This is a genomic window from Curtobacterium sp. ISL-83, from assembly GCF_018613895.1.
Classification (GTDB): Bacteria; Actinomycetota; Actinomycetes; order Actinomycetales; family Microbacteriaceae; genus Curtobacterium.
Map to the genome: position 1 here is coordinate 15,096 of NZ_JAGGPH010000002.1, position 16,581 is coordinate 31,676.

Annotated in this window: 12 protein-coding genes and 1 pseudogene; 7 read left to right on the plus strand and 6 right to left on the minus strand. The window is 71.5% G+C overall.

Features of this window, described 5'->3' with window-relative positions; translation table 11 throughout:
* Positions 1 to 3: 3 nt before the first annotated feature.
* On the plus strand, positions 4 to 1,155 hold the full coding sequence (locus J7E22_RS00335; protein ID WP_214977814.1) for an alkaline phosphatase family protein: 1,152 nt from the start codon (positions 4 to 6) through the stop codon (positions 1,153 to 1,155).
* 114 nt (positions 1,156 to 1,269) lie between these two features.
* Here the strand turns inward: J7E22_RS00335 and sepH are convergent, their stop codons facing one another.
* The gene (gene sepH / locus J7E22_RS00340) at positions 1,270 to 2,295 is read right to left on the minus strand and encodes a septation protein SepH (RefSeq protein WP_214977815.1); all 1,026 of its coding nucleotides are present in this window, start codon (positions 2,293 to 2,295) and stop codon (positions 1,270 to 1,272) included.
* A 264-nt stretch (positions 2,296 to 2,559) separates the two neighbouring features.
* Here sepH and J7E22_RS00345 point away from each other — a divergent pair, with 264 nt between their 5' ends.
* Positions 2,560 to 2,859: a DUF4193 domain-containing protein gene (locus J7E22_RS00345; protein WP_031272446.1), complete on the plus strand. Its 300-nt coding sequence runs from the start codon at positions 2,560 to 2,562 to the stop codon at positions 2,857 to 2,859.
* Between the two features lie 447 nt (positions 2,860 to 3,306).
* On the opposite strand, the gene J7E22_RS00350 is transcribed toward J7E22_RS00345, so the two are convergent.
* Positions 3,307 to 3,738, minus strand: coding sequence for a DUF3093 domain-containing protein (locus tag J7E22_RS00350; RefSeq protein WP_214977816.1), 432 nt, complete (start codon positions 3,736 to 3,738; stop codon positions 3,307 to 3,309).
* A 65-nt stretch (positions 3,739 to 3,803) separates the two neighbouring features.
* Here J7E22_RS00350 and dut point away from each other — a divergent pair.
* The 5 genes and pseudogenes from dut to dxs all read left to right on the plus strand — a co-directional run.
* Positions 3,804 to 4,232 (plus strand): annotated as a pseudogene (gene dut / locus J7E22_RS00355) (dUTP diphosphatase); the annotation flags it as partial.
* Between the two features lie 140 nt (positions 4,233 to 4,372).
* The gene (locus J7E22_RS00360) at positions 4,373 to 5,092 is read left to right on the plus strand and encodes a DUF3710 domain-containing protein (protein WP_251008531.1); all 720 of its coding nucleotides are present in this window, start codon (positions 4,373 to 4,375) and stop codon (positions 5,090 to 5,092) included.
* 17 nt (positions 5,093 to 5,109) lie between these two features.
* A complete protein-coding gene (locus tag J7E22_RS00365; protein WP_308159086.1) occupies positions 5,110 to 5,949 on the plus strand; it encodes a DUF3159 domain-containing protein in 840 nt (279 codons plus the stop codon).
* A gap of 129 nt (positions 5,950 to 6,078) precedes the next feature.
* Positions 6,079 to 8,895, plus strand: coding sequence for an aconitate hydratase AcnA (gene acnA, locus J7E22_RS00370; protein ID WP_214977818.1), 2,817 nt, complete (start codon positions 6,079 to 6,081; stop codon positions 8,893 to 8,895).
* 128 nt (positions 8,896 to 9,023) lie between these two features.
* Positions 9,024 to 10,961 carry a 1-deoxy-D-xylulose-5-phosphate synthase gene (gene dxs / locus J7E22_RS00375; protein WP_214977819.1) on the plus strand — a complete coding sequence of 646 codons (1,938 nt, stop codon included), beginning with the start codon at positions 9,024 to 9,026 and terminating at the stop codon, positions 10,959 to 10,961.
* Positions 10,962 to 11,164: 203 nt separating this feature from the next.
* Here dxs and J7E22_RS00380 read toward each other — a convergent pair whose 3' ends face one another.
* From J7E22_RS00380 to J7E22_RS00395, 4 genes are all read right to left on the minus strand, one after another.
* Positions 11,165 to 11,509 carry a hypothetical protein gene (locus J7E22_RS00380; RefSeq protein WP_214977821.1) on the minus strand — a complete coding sequence of 115 codons (345 nt, stop codon included), beginning with the start codon at positions 11,507 to 11,509 and terminating at the stop codon, positions 11,165 to 11,167.
* 158 nt (positions 11,510 to 11,667) lie between these two features.
* Entirely contained in the window at positions 11,668 to 13,806 is a 2,139-nt protein-coding gene (locus tag J7E22_RS00385) for a 3-hydroxyacyl-CoA dehydrogenase NAD-binding domain-containing protein (RefSeq protein WP_214977823.1), read from the minus strand.
* A 2-nt stretch (positions 13,807 to 13,808) separates the two neighbouring features.
* The gene (locus J7E22_RS00390) at positions 13,809 to 15,020 is read right to left on the minus strand and encodes a thiolase family protein (RefSeq protein ID WP_214977825.1); all 1,212 of its coding nucleotides are present in this window, start codon (positions 15,018 to 15,020) and stop codon (positions 13,809 to 13,811) included.
* 127 nt (positions 15,021 to 15,147) lie between these two features.
* The gene (locus tag J7E22_RS00395; RefSeq protein WP_214978178.1) at positions 15,148 to 16,329 is read right to left on the minus strand and encodes an HRDC domain-containing protein; all 1,182 of its coding nucleotides are present in this window, start codon (positions 16,327 to 16,329) and stop codon (positions 15,148 to 15,150) included.
* Positions 16,330 to 16,581: the final 252 nt, after the last annotated feature.

Sequence of the window (16,581 nt, forward strand, 5' to 3'; positions counted from 1 at the left end):
AGGATGGGAACAAGCGTACCGACGGCCCCCGACGCCACCGCGAACCTCGCCGACGTCTTCCCGAGTTGCCTCGTCGCGCTCGGGGCTGCGGACGACGCGTGGTTGCGCACCACCGCACTGGAGGCACGGATCACCCTCCACCCCGCCCGTTCCGCGATCGTCGTGCTGGTCGACGGACTCGGCGCGAACGCGCTCGGCGCGCGCGCCGGGCACGCCCGCTGGCTCGCCGCCGGCAAGAAGCGCCTGCGGAGCGGCTTCCCGACCACGACGGCGGCGGCACTCAGCACGCTCACGACCGGCCGCTCGCCGGGCACGCACGGCATCGTCGGGTACAGCGGGTGGAACCCGGACACCGGCACGGTGATGAACCTGCTCAGCGGGTGGGACGACGAGGTCCCGGCCGGCTGGCTCCTCGCTCCGACGCTGTTCACGGTCGCCGAGTCGCTCGGCGTCGAACCGGTGGTGGTCGGCCCGGGGCGGTACCGGTCGTCCGGGATGACGGCGAACGTGCTGGGCGGCGGGCGGTACGTGTCGGCCGACAGCATCCCCGCCCGGGTGGACGCCGCGCTCGAGGCCACGGCCGCCGGGCGCTCGCTCGTCTACCTCTACGTCCCGGAGCTCGACTCGATCGGGCACAAGCACGGTTGGCAGTCGGACCGGTGGACGGCCGCGCTCGAGCTGCTCGACGGTGAGCTCGCCCGGCTCGACGCCAGGTCGGCCGCGGACGTCGGGATCCTCGTGACGGCGGACCACGGCGTGTTGGACGTCCCGGAGGACGCGAACATCGCGATGGACCCGGAACTGCTCGTGGACGTCATCGGGGTGGCCGGGGACCCGCGCTGCCGACAGCTGACGGTCGCCCCGGGGACCGACGTCCCGGCGCTCGTGGAGGCGTGGCGTGCCCGCACCGGGAAGCGTGCGTTCGTCGCGAGTCGCGACGAAGCGGTCGCTGCCGGGTGGTTCGGGACCGTGACGGACGAGGTCCTGCCGCGGATCGGCGACGTGATCGTGGTCGCGCGCGGTGCCTGGGCGTTCAACGACGACCGCGCCCTCACGCCTCGCGACGTGCCGAAGCGGATGATCGGCCAGCACGGGGCGATGACGGACGACGAGACGCTCGTACCGCTCCGGTTGGCCGGGGCCTTCGCGAACTGACGCAGCCTGCGGGACGTCCGTCACGTGCCGGGGCCGCGCCGCGCCTCCCGGCTGCCAGACCCGGACGGGTCGCCCGGACGGGTCGACGGCCGGACGGCTCGTCGCTCGTACGGGTCAGGCCAGGTCGTCGTCCGGGCGCGTGCCGAAGACGATCTCGTCCCAGCTCGGCATCGAGCGGCGGGTGCGCTTCTTGCGGTCTTGTCGCCCGTCGCCCTCCGGAGCGGAGGCGGGACGCGCGTCGGACGACTGCGGCGCGGTGTGGTGCGCCGGGTCCTCGAACCCCTGCAGCGGGATGTCGACCACGCCGACCGATGTCCCGCGCTGGTCGCCCTGCTGCTCGCCGAAGGCGGCGGACTCGCGCTCGCCCCGGCGGCGGCGGAGCGCCTCCAGGAGGTCGGCGGTCTCGTTGCCGGGTGCGCGTTCCTCGACCGCCGCGGCGCCGATGCGCGGCAGCGGTGGACGGAGCGGTGCACGGTCCGGCGTCTCCGCGGCGGTGGGAGCGTCGTCCGACTCGTCGACCCGGAACGCGCCGGAGTCGAACCGGGTGCCGTCGGCGTCCTCGTTCTCCACGGCGCGGAGCCGCGGAGCGATGCCCTCGTCGTCGGTGTGCGACAGACGGTGTGCGTCCCCGTTGTCCGGCGTCAGGGTCGACGTCTTCGGGTCGAAGCGCCACTGGGCGTCGTGCTCGACTTCGCCGGCCGTGTAGCGGACGCGGATCTGCCAGCCGTTCTCCGGGTTCTTCCACGAGGCCCAGGCGACACCGCTGGCGGCGCCGGACTCGAGCTTCGTCGTGATCGCGTCGCCGAACGTGTCCGGGGACTCGTCGTCGACCGGGGTCACGGGCACGCGGTGTGCGGCGTCGAGGATGAAGGCGCGCTCGGCGAGGACGGGTCCCTCGAACCGGCGGACGTACTCGACGTCGATGTCCAGCGCGGCGGCGACCTCGGCGGCGTCGGCGCCACCACGGATGCGCGCCTGGACGTCCTTGGGGGAGACGCGCTTGTGCGGACCGGACTCCGGACTCGCCTGCCGGACCTGGCCGGGCAGCGACGACGTCACGGGCAACCGGTACTCGGTCCCGCCGTCCGTGGCCAGCAGGAGTGCCCCGGCCTCGACCCCGATGACCCTCACGTCTTGCATGGTTCCGCCTTCCGAGCGTTGCGTACGGTCGTGCGTCGTACCCGAGGAGTATGCAGCGGGGTGGCGCCGATCAGCGGGAGGCGCACGGGCGCGCCGCGGACTGAACGGGCCGGTTCCCGGCCGCCGGGAATGGCCGGGCACGGTCGCGGGTTGCAGCGCCAGGACGACCCGCCCGGACAACCGGTTTGCGCTCTGGCGGGCCGTGGTGCAAACTGTCGCCGCCGATCACCGGCGACGATCTCTCGATACGAGAAATGGATGGGCATGGCCACCGATTACGACGCCCCCCGGAAGACCGACGACTCCTCTGATTCGGAGTCGATCGAGGCTCTGAAGGAGCGCGTTCCCGACAAGATGTCGGGGGTCGTCGACGATGATTCCGACAACCCCGGCAGCTTCGAACTCGCCGGACAGGACCTGAGCGACGTCGACCTCGACGTCGTCGTGCTCCCGCCCCAGGTCGACGAGTTCACCTGCGTCGAGTGCTTCCTGGTGAAGCACCGCTCGCAGCTCGACCACGAGTCCAAGCTCGGACCCGTGTGCGCGGAGTGCGCCGCACTGTAGACCGCACGACTCGGAACGGCCCGGCACCCCATCAGGGGTGCTGGGCCGTTCTGCGTGTGGTGCGGGGGGCGCGGTGCGCGGTGCGCGGTGTTACGCGCGTGCCGGGCGGGTTCCGCGCGGAGGTGGCGTTTCCGCGCGTGCCCGGCGGTTCCGCGCGTAGGTGGTGTTCCCGCGCGTGCCGGGTGCTTCATTCGCATCAGGCACGCGCGATTCCACACTCCATCGCGGGCGTCATGGGAAAGAGCGTGCGACTGCCGTGGCTCCGCGCGTGCTGACCGGGGCCGCGCGTACTGAGCGGTTCTGCGCGTACACGGTCGTGCTTTTCCGGCAAGTACGAGCGATTCCGCTCACCACGCGCGATTCCGCTCAGTACGCGCGATTCCTCTCAGCGCGCGCGGTTCCGCTCACGACGCGCGCTTCCGCTGACCACGCGAGCCGCGCCTCCCGTCAGGTGCGGAGCGCCGCGACCACGCGGTCCGGGTGCCGGACGCTGACCAACCAGTACGGCGTCGGGTCCGCGTCGTCGCGGACCTCGACGCGGACGACGCCGTGCACGTACCCGCGGAAGAGCGTCCACGCTCGCGCGTCGAGCACCGGCCCGCGCTGCTTCGTCGCCTCGGCGCCGTCGTACCCCGAGACATCGCCGACGAGCGCCCTCGGTAGGTGGGCGCGGCCGGCCCGGAACTCGGTGTCCGTGACCTCGACGACGGGTGCGAGGACCCACAGGAGCACGAGGACGCCCAGCTCCATCCCGATGGCGACGAGGACCCCCGTCAGCACGTTGATCGGCAGGAACACGAGGAGACTGGCGGGGATCACGAGGGCGGTCGCCAGGTAGAGGGCCGGCGGCGCCCAGAGTCGTTCGCGGTACAGGGTCACGAGACCATTCGACCACGATTCACCGCAGGTCACGGGACGGTCACGGTCTGCACTACCCTCGTCACGTGACCGAACCAGTCGACGTCCTCTGGACGGGGGAGAACGCCCCCGGCTACGCCCATCCCGGCGATGCCGGAGCGGACCTGGTGTCCACCGAGTCGTTCGTCCTGCAGCCCGGCGAACGCCGGCTGACGGGGACTGGCCTGCGCATCGCGCTGCCCGACGGGTACGCCGCGTTCGTCGTCCCGCGCAGCGGTCTCGCCGCGAAGCACGGCATCACCATCGTCAACGCTCCGGGCACCGTCGACGCCGGGTACCGCGGGGAACTCAAGGTCGCCCTGCTCAACACCGACCAGCACGAGCCCTACGAGGTCCACGTCGGCGACCGCATCGCGCAGATGATCGTGATGCCGGTGCCGCGGGTGGTGTTCACGCGGGTCGACGAGTTGCCGGACAGCGTGCGCGGCCAGGGCGGGTTCGGCTCCTCCGGCTACGGTGGCGGGGGCACACGGGGACAGCACGTACAGGACTCGCAGGGCACCGTCGGTGGAGCCGACGCTGCCCACGCCGCGGCCGGCAGCACGGACGACACGGCCGCACCGGCCACGACGACATCCCAGGAAGGAACGCGCGCATGAAGTTCGGGCGACGCAAGCGTGACGAGGTCGAGGTGGCCGAAGCGGTCGTCAACGACGCCGAGGTCGCGGACACCAGCCCCGAGGTCGACATCGCGACGGACGCCGACGCCGACCTGGACGAGGTCGACGCGGTCGCCCCCACGGACAAGTCGGCTCCGTTCGATCGTGCCGAGAACGGCCCGCACGACGAGACCGAGGCGAACCTGGTCCGTCCGTACGTCGACCTGGGCGGCGTGAAGGTGCTGCCCCGCGAGGGTCTGCACCTGCGCCTCGAGGTCGAGGAGGGCTCGCAGCGCGTCGTCGCGGTGGGGCTCGACTACGACGACTCGACGCTGCAGGTCCAGCCGTTCGCGGCGCCGCGGTCCACCGGCCTCTGGCACGAGATCCGCGGGCAGATCGCCGAGCAGATCGAGCGCCAGGGCGGTGTCGTGACCGAGGTCGACGGCCCGTTCGGACCCGAGCTGCACGCGCAGGTCCCCGTCGCGACCGACGGCAACGTCACCGACGGTGCCCGCCCGGCCCGCTTCATCGGCGTCGACGGCCCCCGGTGGTTCCTGCGCGGCGTGATCGCCGGCAAGGCCGCCGAGGACCCGGACGGTGCGGGTGAGATCGAAGAGTTGTTCCGCAGCGTCGTCGTGGTGCGCGGCACCACGCCGATGCCGCCGCGCGACCTCATCCCGCTGCACATGCCGAAGTCGACGCAGTCGGCCATCTGACCCCGCCTGGAGGCACGGTGCCGGACCACGACGACACCCCCCGTCCCGAGCCGGTCGCGCCCGGCGACGAGCTGGTCACGCCCCGCGTCGAGCCGGTCGCCGTGGGCGAGGAGGCGGTCGCCGTGGGCGAGGAGCCGGTCGCCGCGGGCGACGAGCCGCTGTCGCTGCACGCGCAGTTGCGCGAGGCCGTCCGGAAGGCCGGCATCAGCCAGGTCGCCCCGGGCGAAGCTCCGACCGGCCGCGCGCTCGTGGCAGCGGTCGGCGGTGTCCGCGGGCTCGCCGAGTCGGTGCTGCCCGGTCTGGCGTTCCTTGTCGTCTACGCGATCACGAAGGAGCTCGTCCCGAGCGTCGTGATCCCGGTCGTCGTCGGTCTGGTCTTCGTGGTGCTCCGGCTGGTGCAGCGGCAGTCCCTCGCGATGGCGTTCGCGGGCATCCTCGGCGTGGCCATCTCGGCGGGGCTCGCCCTGATCACCGGACGTGCCGAGAGCAACTTCATCCCCGGCATCATCATCAACGCGGTCTGGCTCGTGGGGCTGCTGCTGACCCTCGCGATCCGGCGTCCGCTGATCGGCGTCATCGTCGGGTTCCTGCTGCCGCCGAACGAGGACGGCTCCCACCAGGACTGGCGCGCCGACCCCGGGAAGCGCCGGGTGCTCACCGTGGCGACCTGGCTCTGGGTGGCGCTCTTCGCGATCCGGCTGGTCATCGAGGTCCCGCTGTACCTGACCGCGCAGGTCGAACTGCTGGCCGGCATCAAGCTCATCACCGGCGTCCCGCTCTACGCGGCGCTGCTCTGGGTGACCTGGCTGCTCGTCCGCACCGTGTTCGAGCGTCGCGACGACGCCGCCGCGGTGTAGAGTTCTCTCGACATCAAGATAGTTCCCGCGGGGCGCACCACGCTGCGCGGGATTAGGTTTGCCTTGCTGGTGGGACGTACCGCGGCCCACGAGGATGAGGGCATTCCGATCAGTGAGGGAGGCGGCACGGTGGCTGCAGTCAATAGCTTCGGCTCGAAGGACACGCTGAGCGTTGGGGGTGTCGACTACGCGATCCACCGGATCGACTCGGTGCCCGGGCACGAGAAGCTCCCGTACAGCCTGAAGGTGCTGCTCGAGAATCTCCTCCGCACCGAGGACGGCAAGAACGTCACGGAGTCGCAGATCCGCGCGCTCGCCTCGTGGAACCCCGAGGCCGAGCCCGACACCGAGATCCAGTTCTCGCCGGCGCGCGTCGTCATGCAGGACTTCACGGGCGTCCCGTGCATCGTCGACCTCGCCACCATGCGCGAGGCGATGGCGGACATCGGCGGCGACCCGAGCAAGATCAACCCGCTGTCCCCGGCCGAGATGGTCATCGACCACTCGGTCATCGCCGACCTCTTCGGTCGCGAGGACGCGCTGCAGCGCAACACGGACCTGGAGTACGAGCGGAACGGGGAGCGCTACCAGTTCCTCCGCTGGGGCCAGACCGCGTTCGAGGACTTCAAGGTCGTCCCGCCGGGAACGGGCATCGTGCACCAGGTCAACATCGAGTACCTGGCGAAGGTCACGTACACGCGGGACTTCGACGGCGAGACCTACGCCTACCCGGACACCCTCGTCGGCACCGACTCGCACACCACGATGGTCAACGGCCTCGGGGTGCTCGGCTGGGGCGTCGGCGGCATCGAGGCCGAGGCCGCGATGCTCGGGCAGCCCGTGTCGATGCTCATCCCGAAGGTCGTCGGCTTCAAGCTCTCCGGGGAGATCCCGGCCGGCGTGACCGCGACCGACGTTGTCCTCACGATCACCCAGGAGCTCCGCAAGCACGGCGTCGTCGGCAAGTTCGTCGAGTTCTACGGTGAGGGCGTCAGCGCCGTCCCGCTCGCGAACCGCGCGACCATCGGCAACATGTCGCCGGAGTTCGGCTCCACCGCGGCGATCTTCCCGGTCGACGACGTGACGCTCGACTACCTGCGCCTGACCGGTCGCGACGAAGCCCAGATCGCCCTCGTCGAGGCCTACTCGAAGACCCAGGGGCTGTGGCACGACGCCTCCGTCGAGCCGAAGTACTCCGAGTACATGGAGCTCGACCTGTCGACGGTCGTCCCGTCGATCTCCGGCCCGAAGCGCCCGCAGGACCGCATCGAGCTGTCCAAGGCGAAGGACCAGTTCGAGGTCGACCTCGCGAACTACACCGACCCGGCTGGCCAGACCGACCTCGACGACGCGGTCGAGGAGACCTTCCCGGCCTCCGACCCGATCGCCGCGGGCTCCACGACGGGCGACATCACGACGCACCACCACGACTTCGTGTCGAGCGCCCCGTCGCACGCCTCGCAGCCGACCAAGGTCGCGATGGACGGCGCCGATCCGTTCACGATCGACCACGGTGCCGTGGCCATCGCCGCGATCACGTCGTGCACCAACACGTCGAACCCGTCGGTCATGATGGCCGCCGGCATCCTCGCCCGGAACGCCGCGCAGAAGGGCCTGAAGGCCAAGCCGTGGGTCAAGACGACGCTGGCTCCCGGGTCGAAGGTCGTCACGGACTACTACGAGAAGGCCGGCCTGACGACCTACCTCGAGCAGCTCGGTTTCTACACGGTCGGCTACGGCTGCACGACCTGCATCGGCAACTCGGGTCCGCTGCCCGAGGAGATCTCCCAGGCCGTGCAGGACAACGACCTCGCGGTCACCGCGGTGCTCTCGGGCAACCGCAACTTCGAGGGGCGCATCAACCCCGACGTGAAGATGAACTACCTGGCCTCCCCGCCGCTCGTCATCGCGTACGCCCTCGCCGGGTCGATGCACTTCGACTTCGACAAGGACTCGCTCGGCAAGGACTCGGACGGCCAGGACGTCTTCCTGCAGGACATCTGGCCCGACGCGGCCGAGGTGCAGCAGGTCATCGACGAGTCGATCGACACCGAGATGTTCACGCACGAGTACGGCTCCGTGTTCGAGGGCGACGACCGCTGGAAGAACCTGCCGACCCCGACGGGCGACACCTTCGAGTGGGACCAGGAGTCGACGTACGTCCGGAAGCCCCCGTACTTCGAGGGCATGACGATGCAGCCCGACGCGGTGTCGGACATCTCCGGCGCCCGGGTGCTCGCGAAGCTCGGCGACTCGGTCACGACCGACCACATCTCGCCGGCCGGTTCGATCAAGGCCGACAGCCCCGCCGGGCAGTACCTCGCCGAGCACGGCGTGGACCGCAAGGACTTCAACTCCTACGGCTCGCGACGCGGCAACCACGAGGTCATGATCCGCGGCACGTTCGCGAACATCCGGCTCCGGAACCAGCTGCTCGACGGCGTCGAGGGCGGGTACACCCGTGACTTCACCACGCCCGACGGTGCGCAGTCGTTCATCTACGACGCGTCGCAGCACTACCAGGAGCAGGGCATCCCGCTCGTCATCTTCGGTGGCAAGGAGTACGGCTCGGGCTCGTCCCGCGACTGGGCGGCCAAGGGCACGAACCTGCTCGGGGTCCGCGCCGTCATCACCGAGAGCTTCGAGCGCATCCACCGCTCGAACCTGATCGGCATGGGCGTCGTCCCGCTGCAGTTCCCGGCGGGCGAATCGGTCGACTCCCTCGGGCTCGACGGCACCGAGGTCGTCTCGATCTCCGGCCTGACCGAGCTCGACGAGGGCCGGACGCCGAAGACCGTGCACGTCACCGCCGCGCCCAGCGAGCACTCGCCGGCCGGCAAGCAGACGATCGAGTTCGACGCGGTCGTCCGCATCGACACCCCGGGTGAAGCGGACTACTACCGCAACGGCGGCATCCTGCAGTACGTGCTGCGGTCGCTCGTCTGAGCGAGGTGATGGCGGGTCGGTGACCCGACCGCCGGACTGGAGGCCCGTGGTGACACCGCCACGGGCCTCCAGTCCGTATCCCGGTTGCGCGCATAGAGTGAGTGGTCAGCACCACGAAAGGAGCGCCCGTGGGCCTGCTCGCCAGCATCACGTCACCGCGCGACCTGAAGCGTCTGTCCGACGCCCAGATGACCGAGCTCGCGGCGGAGATCCGCCGGTTCCTCGTCGCGGAGGTCGCGAAGACCGGTGGCCACCTCGGGCCGAACCTCGGTGTCGTCGAACTCACGCTCGCGATGCACCGCGTCTTCGACTCGCCGCACGACCCGTTCGTCTTCGACACCGGGCACCAGTCGTACGTGCACAAGCTCGTCACCGGCCGGCAGGACTTCTCGCACCTGCGCGAGCGGGGCGGCATCGCCGGGTACCCGCAGCGGAGTGAGTCCGAGCACGACATCGTGGAGTCGTCGCACGCGTCGTCGTCGCTGTCCTGGGCGGACGGCATCTCCCGTGCGTTCCGGCAGACCGGGCAAGAGGACCGGACGGTCGTGGCGGTCGTCGGTGACGGTGCCCTGACCGGGGGTATGACGTGGGAGGCGCTCAACAACATCTCCGACGCGAACGACCGTCGCCTGGTGATCGTCGTGAACGACAACGGTCGCTCGTACGCCCCGACGATCGGGGGCATGGCCCGCTTCCTCAGCTCCGTCCGGACCCGTCGCGAGTACCGCGCGCTCTACGAGACCTCACGCGCCGTGGCGGACCGCTTCGGCGCCCCTGGGCGGGCGATCTACCGCGGGATGCGCGGTGGGCTGCACGGGTTCCTGGCACGCTTCACGAACAACGAGGCGCTGTACTCGAACCTCGACATCAAGTACATCGGGCCGGTCAACGGACACGACCAGCGGGCGATGGAGGCGGCGCTCCGGCAAGCGAAGGCCTACGGTGCGCCGACCATCGTGCACGCGATCACCGAGAAGGGGCACGGCTTCGAACCGGCGCTCCGCGACCAGGCGGACCAGTTCCACGCCGTCGGGCACATCGACCCCGAGACGGGTGAGTCGCTCGACGTGTCGTCGGGTCCGTCGTGGACCTCGGTCTTCGCATCGACGCTCGCCGAGGTCGGCGACGAGGACCCCCGGATCGTCGCCATCACCGCGGCGATGCTCCGCCCCACCGGCCTGCACCTGTTCCAGGAGCGACACCCGGAGCGCGTGTACGACGTCGGCATCGCCGAGCAGCACGCGGTGACCACGGCCGCGGGCCTGGCGTTCGGGGGGCTGCACCCCGTCGTCGCGCTGTACGCCACGTTCCTCAACCGTGCCTTCGACCAGGTACTGATGGACGTCGCCCTGCACCGGGCGGGCGTGACGTTCGTCCTCGACCGCGCCGGGGTGACCGGACCGGACGGTCCCTCACACCACGGGATGTGGGACCTGGCCCTGCTGCAGGTCGTGCCCGGCATCCGGATCGCCGCCCCGCGTGACGCCGTCACCCTGCGCGAGGAGTTCCGCGAGGCCGTCGCGGTCGACGACGCCCCGACGGTGCTGCGCTGGTCGAAGGGCCAGGTCGGCCCGGACATCCCCGCGGTCCGTCGGTTGTCCGATGGCGTCGACGTCCTGCGTGATGCCCAGGAGTCGTCGCCCGACGTGCTGTTCGTGGCCGTGGGGTCGATGGTCCCCGTGGCGCTCGACGCCGCGGAGCTGCTCGAGGCGCAGGGCATCGGCGTCACCGTGGTCGACCCGCGTTGGGTCGTGCCGATCCCCGCGTCACTCATCGGCTTGGCGCGCGACCACCGGCTCGTGATCACGCTCGAGGACGGAGTCCGTGTCGGGGGTGTCGGCACGCGACTGCGGCAGGACCTGCGCGCAGCCGGGGTCGACACCGGGGTGAACGAGCTCGGGCTCCCCGATGCGTTCATCGACCACGCGTCCCGGTCGCAGATCCTGACGGACGCCGGGTTGACGGCGCAGGCGATCGCACGTGACGTGATCGACCAGGTGGTGGGCACGAAGGTGCCGCAGGCGAAGCCGGCGCGGTCGCGTTCCGAGGCGGCCGCGGAGCGCTGAGCGCGTCGCGCGGGCGCGCGGGCGCGGTGCGTCCGCGGCGGGCGCCGCGCGTCACGCGGCGGGCAGCGGGCCGCGTGGAACCACGAAAGCGACATCGAACCAGGCGGAGTGCTTGGTTCGGCGTCGGTTTCGTGATTCGACGGCGGGCGCCCGGCCGGGGCGGCTCCGGGCGCCGTGGGGACGCGGCGCCGATCGGCGGTGCGTCACGCGTCGGCAGCCGTGACCCGGAGTGGTGCGAGGATCGCGCGGGCCATCGGCGTCACGAAGAGGACCTGACCGGCGTTCAGCCCGTCGCGACCCTCGCGGAGGATCTGCACCCGGGACGACGACGGACCCTCGGACCGGAACGTGAAGACGATGTTCTCGGCGCGGAGGGCGAACGACGTCCGGCGACTCACGACCGCACCGTCGTCACGGACCTCCATCGCCGCTGCGCCCGGCACGGCATCCACCGCCTGGCGGAACAGCGAGGGGACGGCACCCAGCGGCACCGGGACCGTGACCGCCGGGCCAGCCGGAGCCCGCGGCGCCCACCACTCCTGCGTCATGTCTGCACCGTACGCCGCCAGGCAGCGGGCGGAGACGGCGGCCGGGTGGAACCAGGAAACCGACGTCGAACCAGCGGGAGGGCCTGGTTCGACGTCGGTTTCGTGGTTCGACGGCGGGTCGGGGGCGGGGCGCCGCACGCGCGACGCCCCGCCGGCGCTCAGCGGGAGGCGGGACCCACGATCCGCGGGTCGTGGAACGTTCCGCCGAAGACCCGCTCGGAGGCGCCCGAGCGGTCGAGGTACGGGCTGATCCCGCCGGCCTGGAACGGGTAGCCCGCGCCGAGGATGAGCCCGAGGTCGATCTCCTCGACGTGCTCGACCACGTGGTCCTCGAGCATGCGGTGGAGCTCGTCGGCCAGGGCGTCCTCGAACCGGCGCTGCATCTCGGCGGCGTCGACCGGCTGGGCGTCCTGCTTGGACGGGGCGACGAGCTTCACGGCGGCGGGGTCGTAGCCCGTCGCATTGCCCTTCTTGTCGCGCGTCAGGATGTGGCCGAACTCCGCGAGCTTCACGAGCCCGTCACCGGGGTAGAAGCGCTCCGGCCACGCCGCGTGGTGCGAGTCGAGGACGTGCGCGCCGACCGGCAGGCCGACGAGCTCCAGCAGTTCGAACGGGGACATCGGCAGGCCCAGGGGAGCGGCACCGGCGGCGACGACCTCGAACGGCGTGCCCTGTTCGACGCCGCGCATGGCCTCACCGAGGACGCGGGCGAGCACCCGGTTCACGACGAAGCCCGGCTGGTCCGCCGTGATGATCGCCGTCTTCTTCAGGGACTTCGCCACGCTCAGCGCGGTGGCGAGGGCCTCGTCCGATGTCTTCGTCGCGCGGACGACCTCGAGCAGCGGCATCACGGCCACCGGGTTGAAGAAGTGGAACCCGACGAGGCGCTCCGGGTTCGTCAGCACGGAGGCCATCTCGTCGACCGACAGCGACGACGTGTTCGTGGCGAGGATCGCGTCCGGCGCGATGACCTGCTCGATCTTCCGCAGGACGTCCTGCTTGACGCCCATCTCCTCGAACACGGCCTCGATCACCCAGTCGGCGTCGGCGAAGGCGTCGTAGGACACCGAACCCGTCACGAGCGCGGTGATGCGGTTGGCGTCGTCGGGGGAGATCCGCCCCTTCTCGAGGAGCTTCGCGACCTCGCCACCGATGCGGGCGACACCCGCGTCGACGCGCTCCTGCGAGACGTCGGTGATCACGACGGGTGCACCGAGACGACGGGCGAACAGCAACGCGAACTGCGAGGCCATCAGCCCAGCGCCGAGGACGCCGACCTTGGTGATCTTCTTCGGCTCCACACCCTCGGGCGCGCCGACCGGATGCTTCGCGCGCTTCTGCACGAGGTCGAAGGCGTACATCGACGCCGCGAACTGGTCGCCGGACAGCAGGTCGGCGAGGGCATCGTCCTCGTCGGCGAACCGTTCGTCCAGACTTCCACCACGAGCAGCGGCGACGAGGTCGAGGGCCCGGAACGGCGACTTCGGCACCGTGCCGATCTTCGACGCGACCTGACCACGAGCCACCTTGACGACGGTGCCCCACGCGGCCTTCTCGAGCATGCCTGGCTCGTTCTTCCGCGTGACCTTCGTCCGGCCAGCGATCACGCCGTCGGCCCACGAGACCGCGGACGGCAGGAACGTCACCGACGGGATCAGCGTGTCGCCGATGCCGATCTCCACGGCAGCGGGGCCGTCCATCAGGCGGTTGTTCTTGAGCGGGTTCTCCACGATGACGCGGAGCGCCTTCTCCGGGCCGATCAGGCGGGGGAGGAGCGTCGCGCCGCCCCAGCCCGGGATGATCCCGAGGAAGACCTCGGGCAGCCCGATGCCCTGCGCCGCGGACGAGAACGCCCGGTAGGTGCAGTGCAGCGCGATCTCGAGTCCGCCACCGAGCGCGATGCCGTTCACGAACGCGAACGAGGGCACCCCGAGGTCGCTGAGCTTCCGGAGCGTCGCGTGGCCCAGGGCGGCGAGGTCGTGCGCGACGTCCCGCGACGGCACCGAGGCCGCCTGGGTCAGGTCGGCACCGGCGGCGAAGCAGTACTCCTTGCCCGTGATGGCCACGCCCTGGATGGTGCCGGCCGTGGCCTCGGCACGCAGCGTGTCGAGGACCCCGGACAGCTCGTGCAGCGTGCGCGGCCCGAGGGTCGACGGGCGCTTGTAGTCCTTGCCGTTGTCGAGCGTGATGAGCGCGAGGGTGCCGCCGGAGGGCAGCGCGACGTGCTTGACGTACGAGTGCGTGACGACCTCGTCCTCGCTCATCGCGAGCAGACGGTCGTTGTCGACGATGGTCATGGTCAGGCCGCCTTCCGTGCCGCGGACTTGCTGAAGTTCGGGTTCTCCCAGATGACGGTGCCGCCCTGGCCGAGCCCGATGCACATCGTGGTGATGCCGTACTTGACGTCCGGACGCTCGGCGAACTGCGCCGCGAGCTGGGTCATCAGGCGGACACCGCTCGACGCGAGCGGGTGGCCGACGGCGATCGCGCCGCCCCACCCGTTCACGTTCGGGGAGTCCTGGGCGATGCCGTAGTTGTCGAGGAAGGCGAGCACCTGGACGGCGAACGCCTCGTTGATCTCGAACAGGCCGATGTCGTCGATCGACAGGCCAGCCTTCGCCAGCGCCTTGTCGGTCGCGGGGACCGGGCCGATGCCCATGACCTCGGGGTCGACCCCGGCGAACGCGAAGCTCACCATGCGCATCTTCGTCGGCAGGCCGTGCTGCTTCGCGCCCGCTTCGGACGCGAGGAGACTCATGGTGGCGCCGTCGTTCAGGCCGGCGGCGTTGCCGGCGGTGATCCGTCCGTGGGGCCGGAACGGCGTCTTCAGGGCGGCCAGCGCCTCCAGGGTGGTGCCGGGCCGCGGCGGTTCGTCGGTCGAGACGATGTCCCAGCCCGCACCGGTGTTGACCTCGACCGGGATGACGTCCGGCTGGAGCTTTCCCGCGGCCCACGCAGCGGCGTAGCGCTGCTGGGACTGGACGGCGTAGGCGTCCGTGCGGTCCTTCGTGATGGCCGGGAACCGGTCGTGCAGGCGCTCGGCGGTCTTGCCCATCACCAGAGCGTCGGCGTTCACGAGGCGCTCGGCGACGAACCGCGGGTTCGGGTCGGCGTTGAACCCCATCGGGTGGCGTCCCATGTGCTCCACGCCGCCGGCGATCGCGACGTCGGCCGCGCCGAACGCGATCGCGCCGGCGAGGGTCGTGACGCTCGTCATCGCACCGGCGCACATCCGGTCGATGGCGTACCCGGGGACGGTCTTCGGCAGACCCGCGAGCATCCCGACGGTGCGCCCGAGGGTCAGCCCCTGGTCGCCCTGCTGGGTCGTGGCCGCGACGGCGACGTCGTCCACGGCGGCGCCGTCGAGCGAGGCGTTCCGGTCGAGGAGTCCGCGCATCGCGTGGACCGCGAGGTCGTCGGCGCGGGTCTTCCAGAACACCCCCTTCTCCCCGGCTCGGCCGAACGGTGTGCGCACGCCGTCAACGAACACGACATCTGATGCTTTTGGCAATCTGGGCCTCCAGATCCTCTTCGATCAGGCCGGGACGCAGCTCGCCCCGGCAGGCCGGGGCATGCCCCGGCGACCTTCCCGACGCTATGCCCCGACGCTGGGGGCCCGCATACCGGTTGGGCGGTTCCTACGACTCGGCGACGGCTGTCGCGTCGGGCCGCTGTGCAGCAGCGACAAACGCGGCCGCGATGCGCGACGCCGTCTCGTCGACCTGCCACGCGCGGGCGTCGTGGTCCTCGAGCACGGCGCCGACGGTCTCGGCGGTGACGGGGGACGGCGGGTCCCACGAGACGACGCGGAGGGTCTCCGGCGTCAGCAGGTTCTCGACGGGGAGGTCGAGCTCCTCGGCACGGGCGACGACCGCTGCGCGGGCCGCCTTGTAGCGACGGTCGGCGGCCGGGTTGCGATCGGCCCACGAGCGGGGTGGCGGCAGGGACGGCTCGCCGGCGCCCCGGAGCTTCGGCAGGTCCTCGGTGGTGCGGCCCTCGTCGACGGCGGCCCACCAGCGGTCGAGCTCGGAGCGGCTGGCCCGACCGGTGAAGGCCTTCAGGGCGCTGAGCTCCCCGCGCGAGGCGGGACTGGCCGCCGCCGCGGCGACGATCGCGGCGTCGGGGATCGTCCGGCCGGGCGCGATGTCGGTCTCGCGGGCGAACGCGTCCCGCGCGAGCCAGAGGGAACGGGCGATCGCGAGGGCCCGGGCGCCGCGGAGCGCGTGCATCCCGGAGATCCGCCGCCAGGGCTCGGCCCGCGGTGCCTTCGGGGCGCGGGTGAGGACGGCCGCGAACTCCTCGGCGGCGATGTGCGACTTGCCGGCTTCGTCGAGTGCGGCGGACAGGGCGTCGCGCAGGTCGGGGAGCAGCTCGACGTCGAGCGCGGCGTAGACGAGCCAGGACTGCGGGAGCGGCCGGGTCGACCAGTCGGCGGCGGAGTGCGCCTTGGCGAGCGTGATGCCCAGCAGCTGCTCGACGACCGCACCGAGGCCGACACGGGGGAAGCCGGCGATGCGTGCCCCGAGCTCGGTGTCGAAGATGCGCTCCGGGACGAGGCCGACCTCCTGCAGGCACGGCAGGTCCTGGGAGGCGGCGTGGAAGAGCCACTCCTCGTGGACGATCGCGTCCTGCAACTCGGTGAAGTCGGCGATCGGGATCGGGTCGAAGAGGAAGGCGCCGGCCCCGCGGCGGAAGACCTGGATGAGGTACGCCCGCTGGGAGTAGCGGTAGCCGCTGGCGCGCTCGGCGTCGACGGCGACCGGCCCGTGGCCCGCGGCGATGGCGGCGACCGCCTCGAGGTACTCGTCGCGCGTGCTGATGACGTGGACGGCGTCGTGGCCTTCCTCGAAGGCGGCCGGCCGGCCGGAGACGGGAGGCGCGGCGGGCGCGGACGCAGCGGGCGGCGCGGACGGCGTGGAGGCGGTGGGCGGCGTGGCAGGTCCGGATGCAGCGGGCGACGCGGCAGGTGCGGACGCCGCGTCTGCGACGGCCTGCGAGGTCTCGGATGCTCCGGCTGGCGCGGCCCCGAGGGCTGGCGCGGACGCGTCGGCTGGCGCGGCCTCCGCGGCCGG

Excerpts from the sequence above, each read along its gene's own strand:
- J7E22_RS00335 (WP_214977814.1), top strand. The coding sequence starts at position 4 with ATGGGAACAAGCGTACCGACGGCCCCCGACGCCACCGCGAACCTCGCC.
- sepH (WP_214977815.1), bottom strand. The coding sequence starts at position 2,295 with ATGCAAGACGTGAGGGTCATCGGGGTCGAGGCCGGGGCACTCCTGCTG.
- J7E22_RS00345 (WP_031272446.1), top strand. The coding sequence starts at position 2,560 with ATGGCCACCGATTACGACGCCCCCCGGAAGACCGACGACTCCTCTGAT.
- J7E22_RS00360 (WP_251008531.1), top strand. The coding sequence starts at position 4,373 with ATGAAGTTCGGGCGACGCAAGCGTGACGAGGTCGAGGTGGCCGAAGCG.
- J7E22_RS00380 (WP_214977821.1), bottom strand. The coding sequence starts at position 11,509 with ATGACGCAGGAGTGGTGGGCGCCGCGGGCTCCGGCTGGCCCGGCGGTC.
- J7E22_RS00385 (WP_214977823.1), bottom strand. The coding sequence starts at position 13,806 with ATGACCATCGTCGACAACGACCGTCTGCTCGCGATGAGCGAGGACGAG.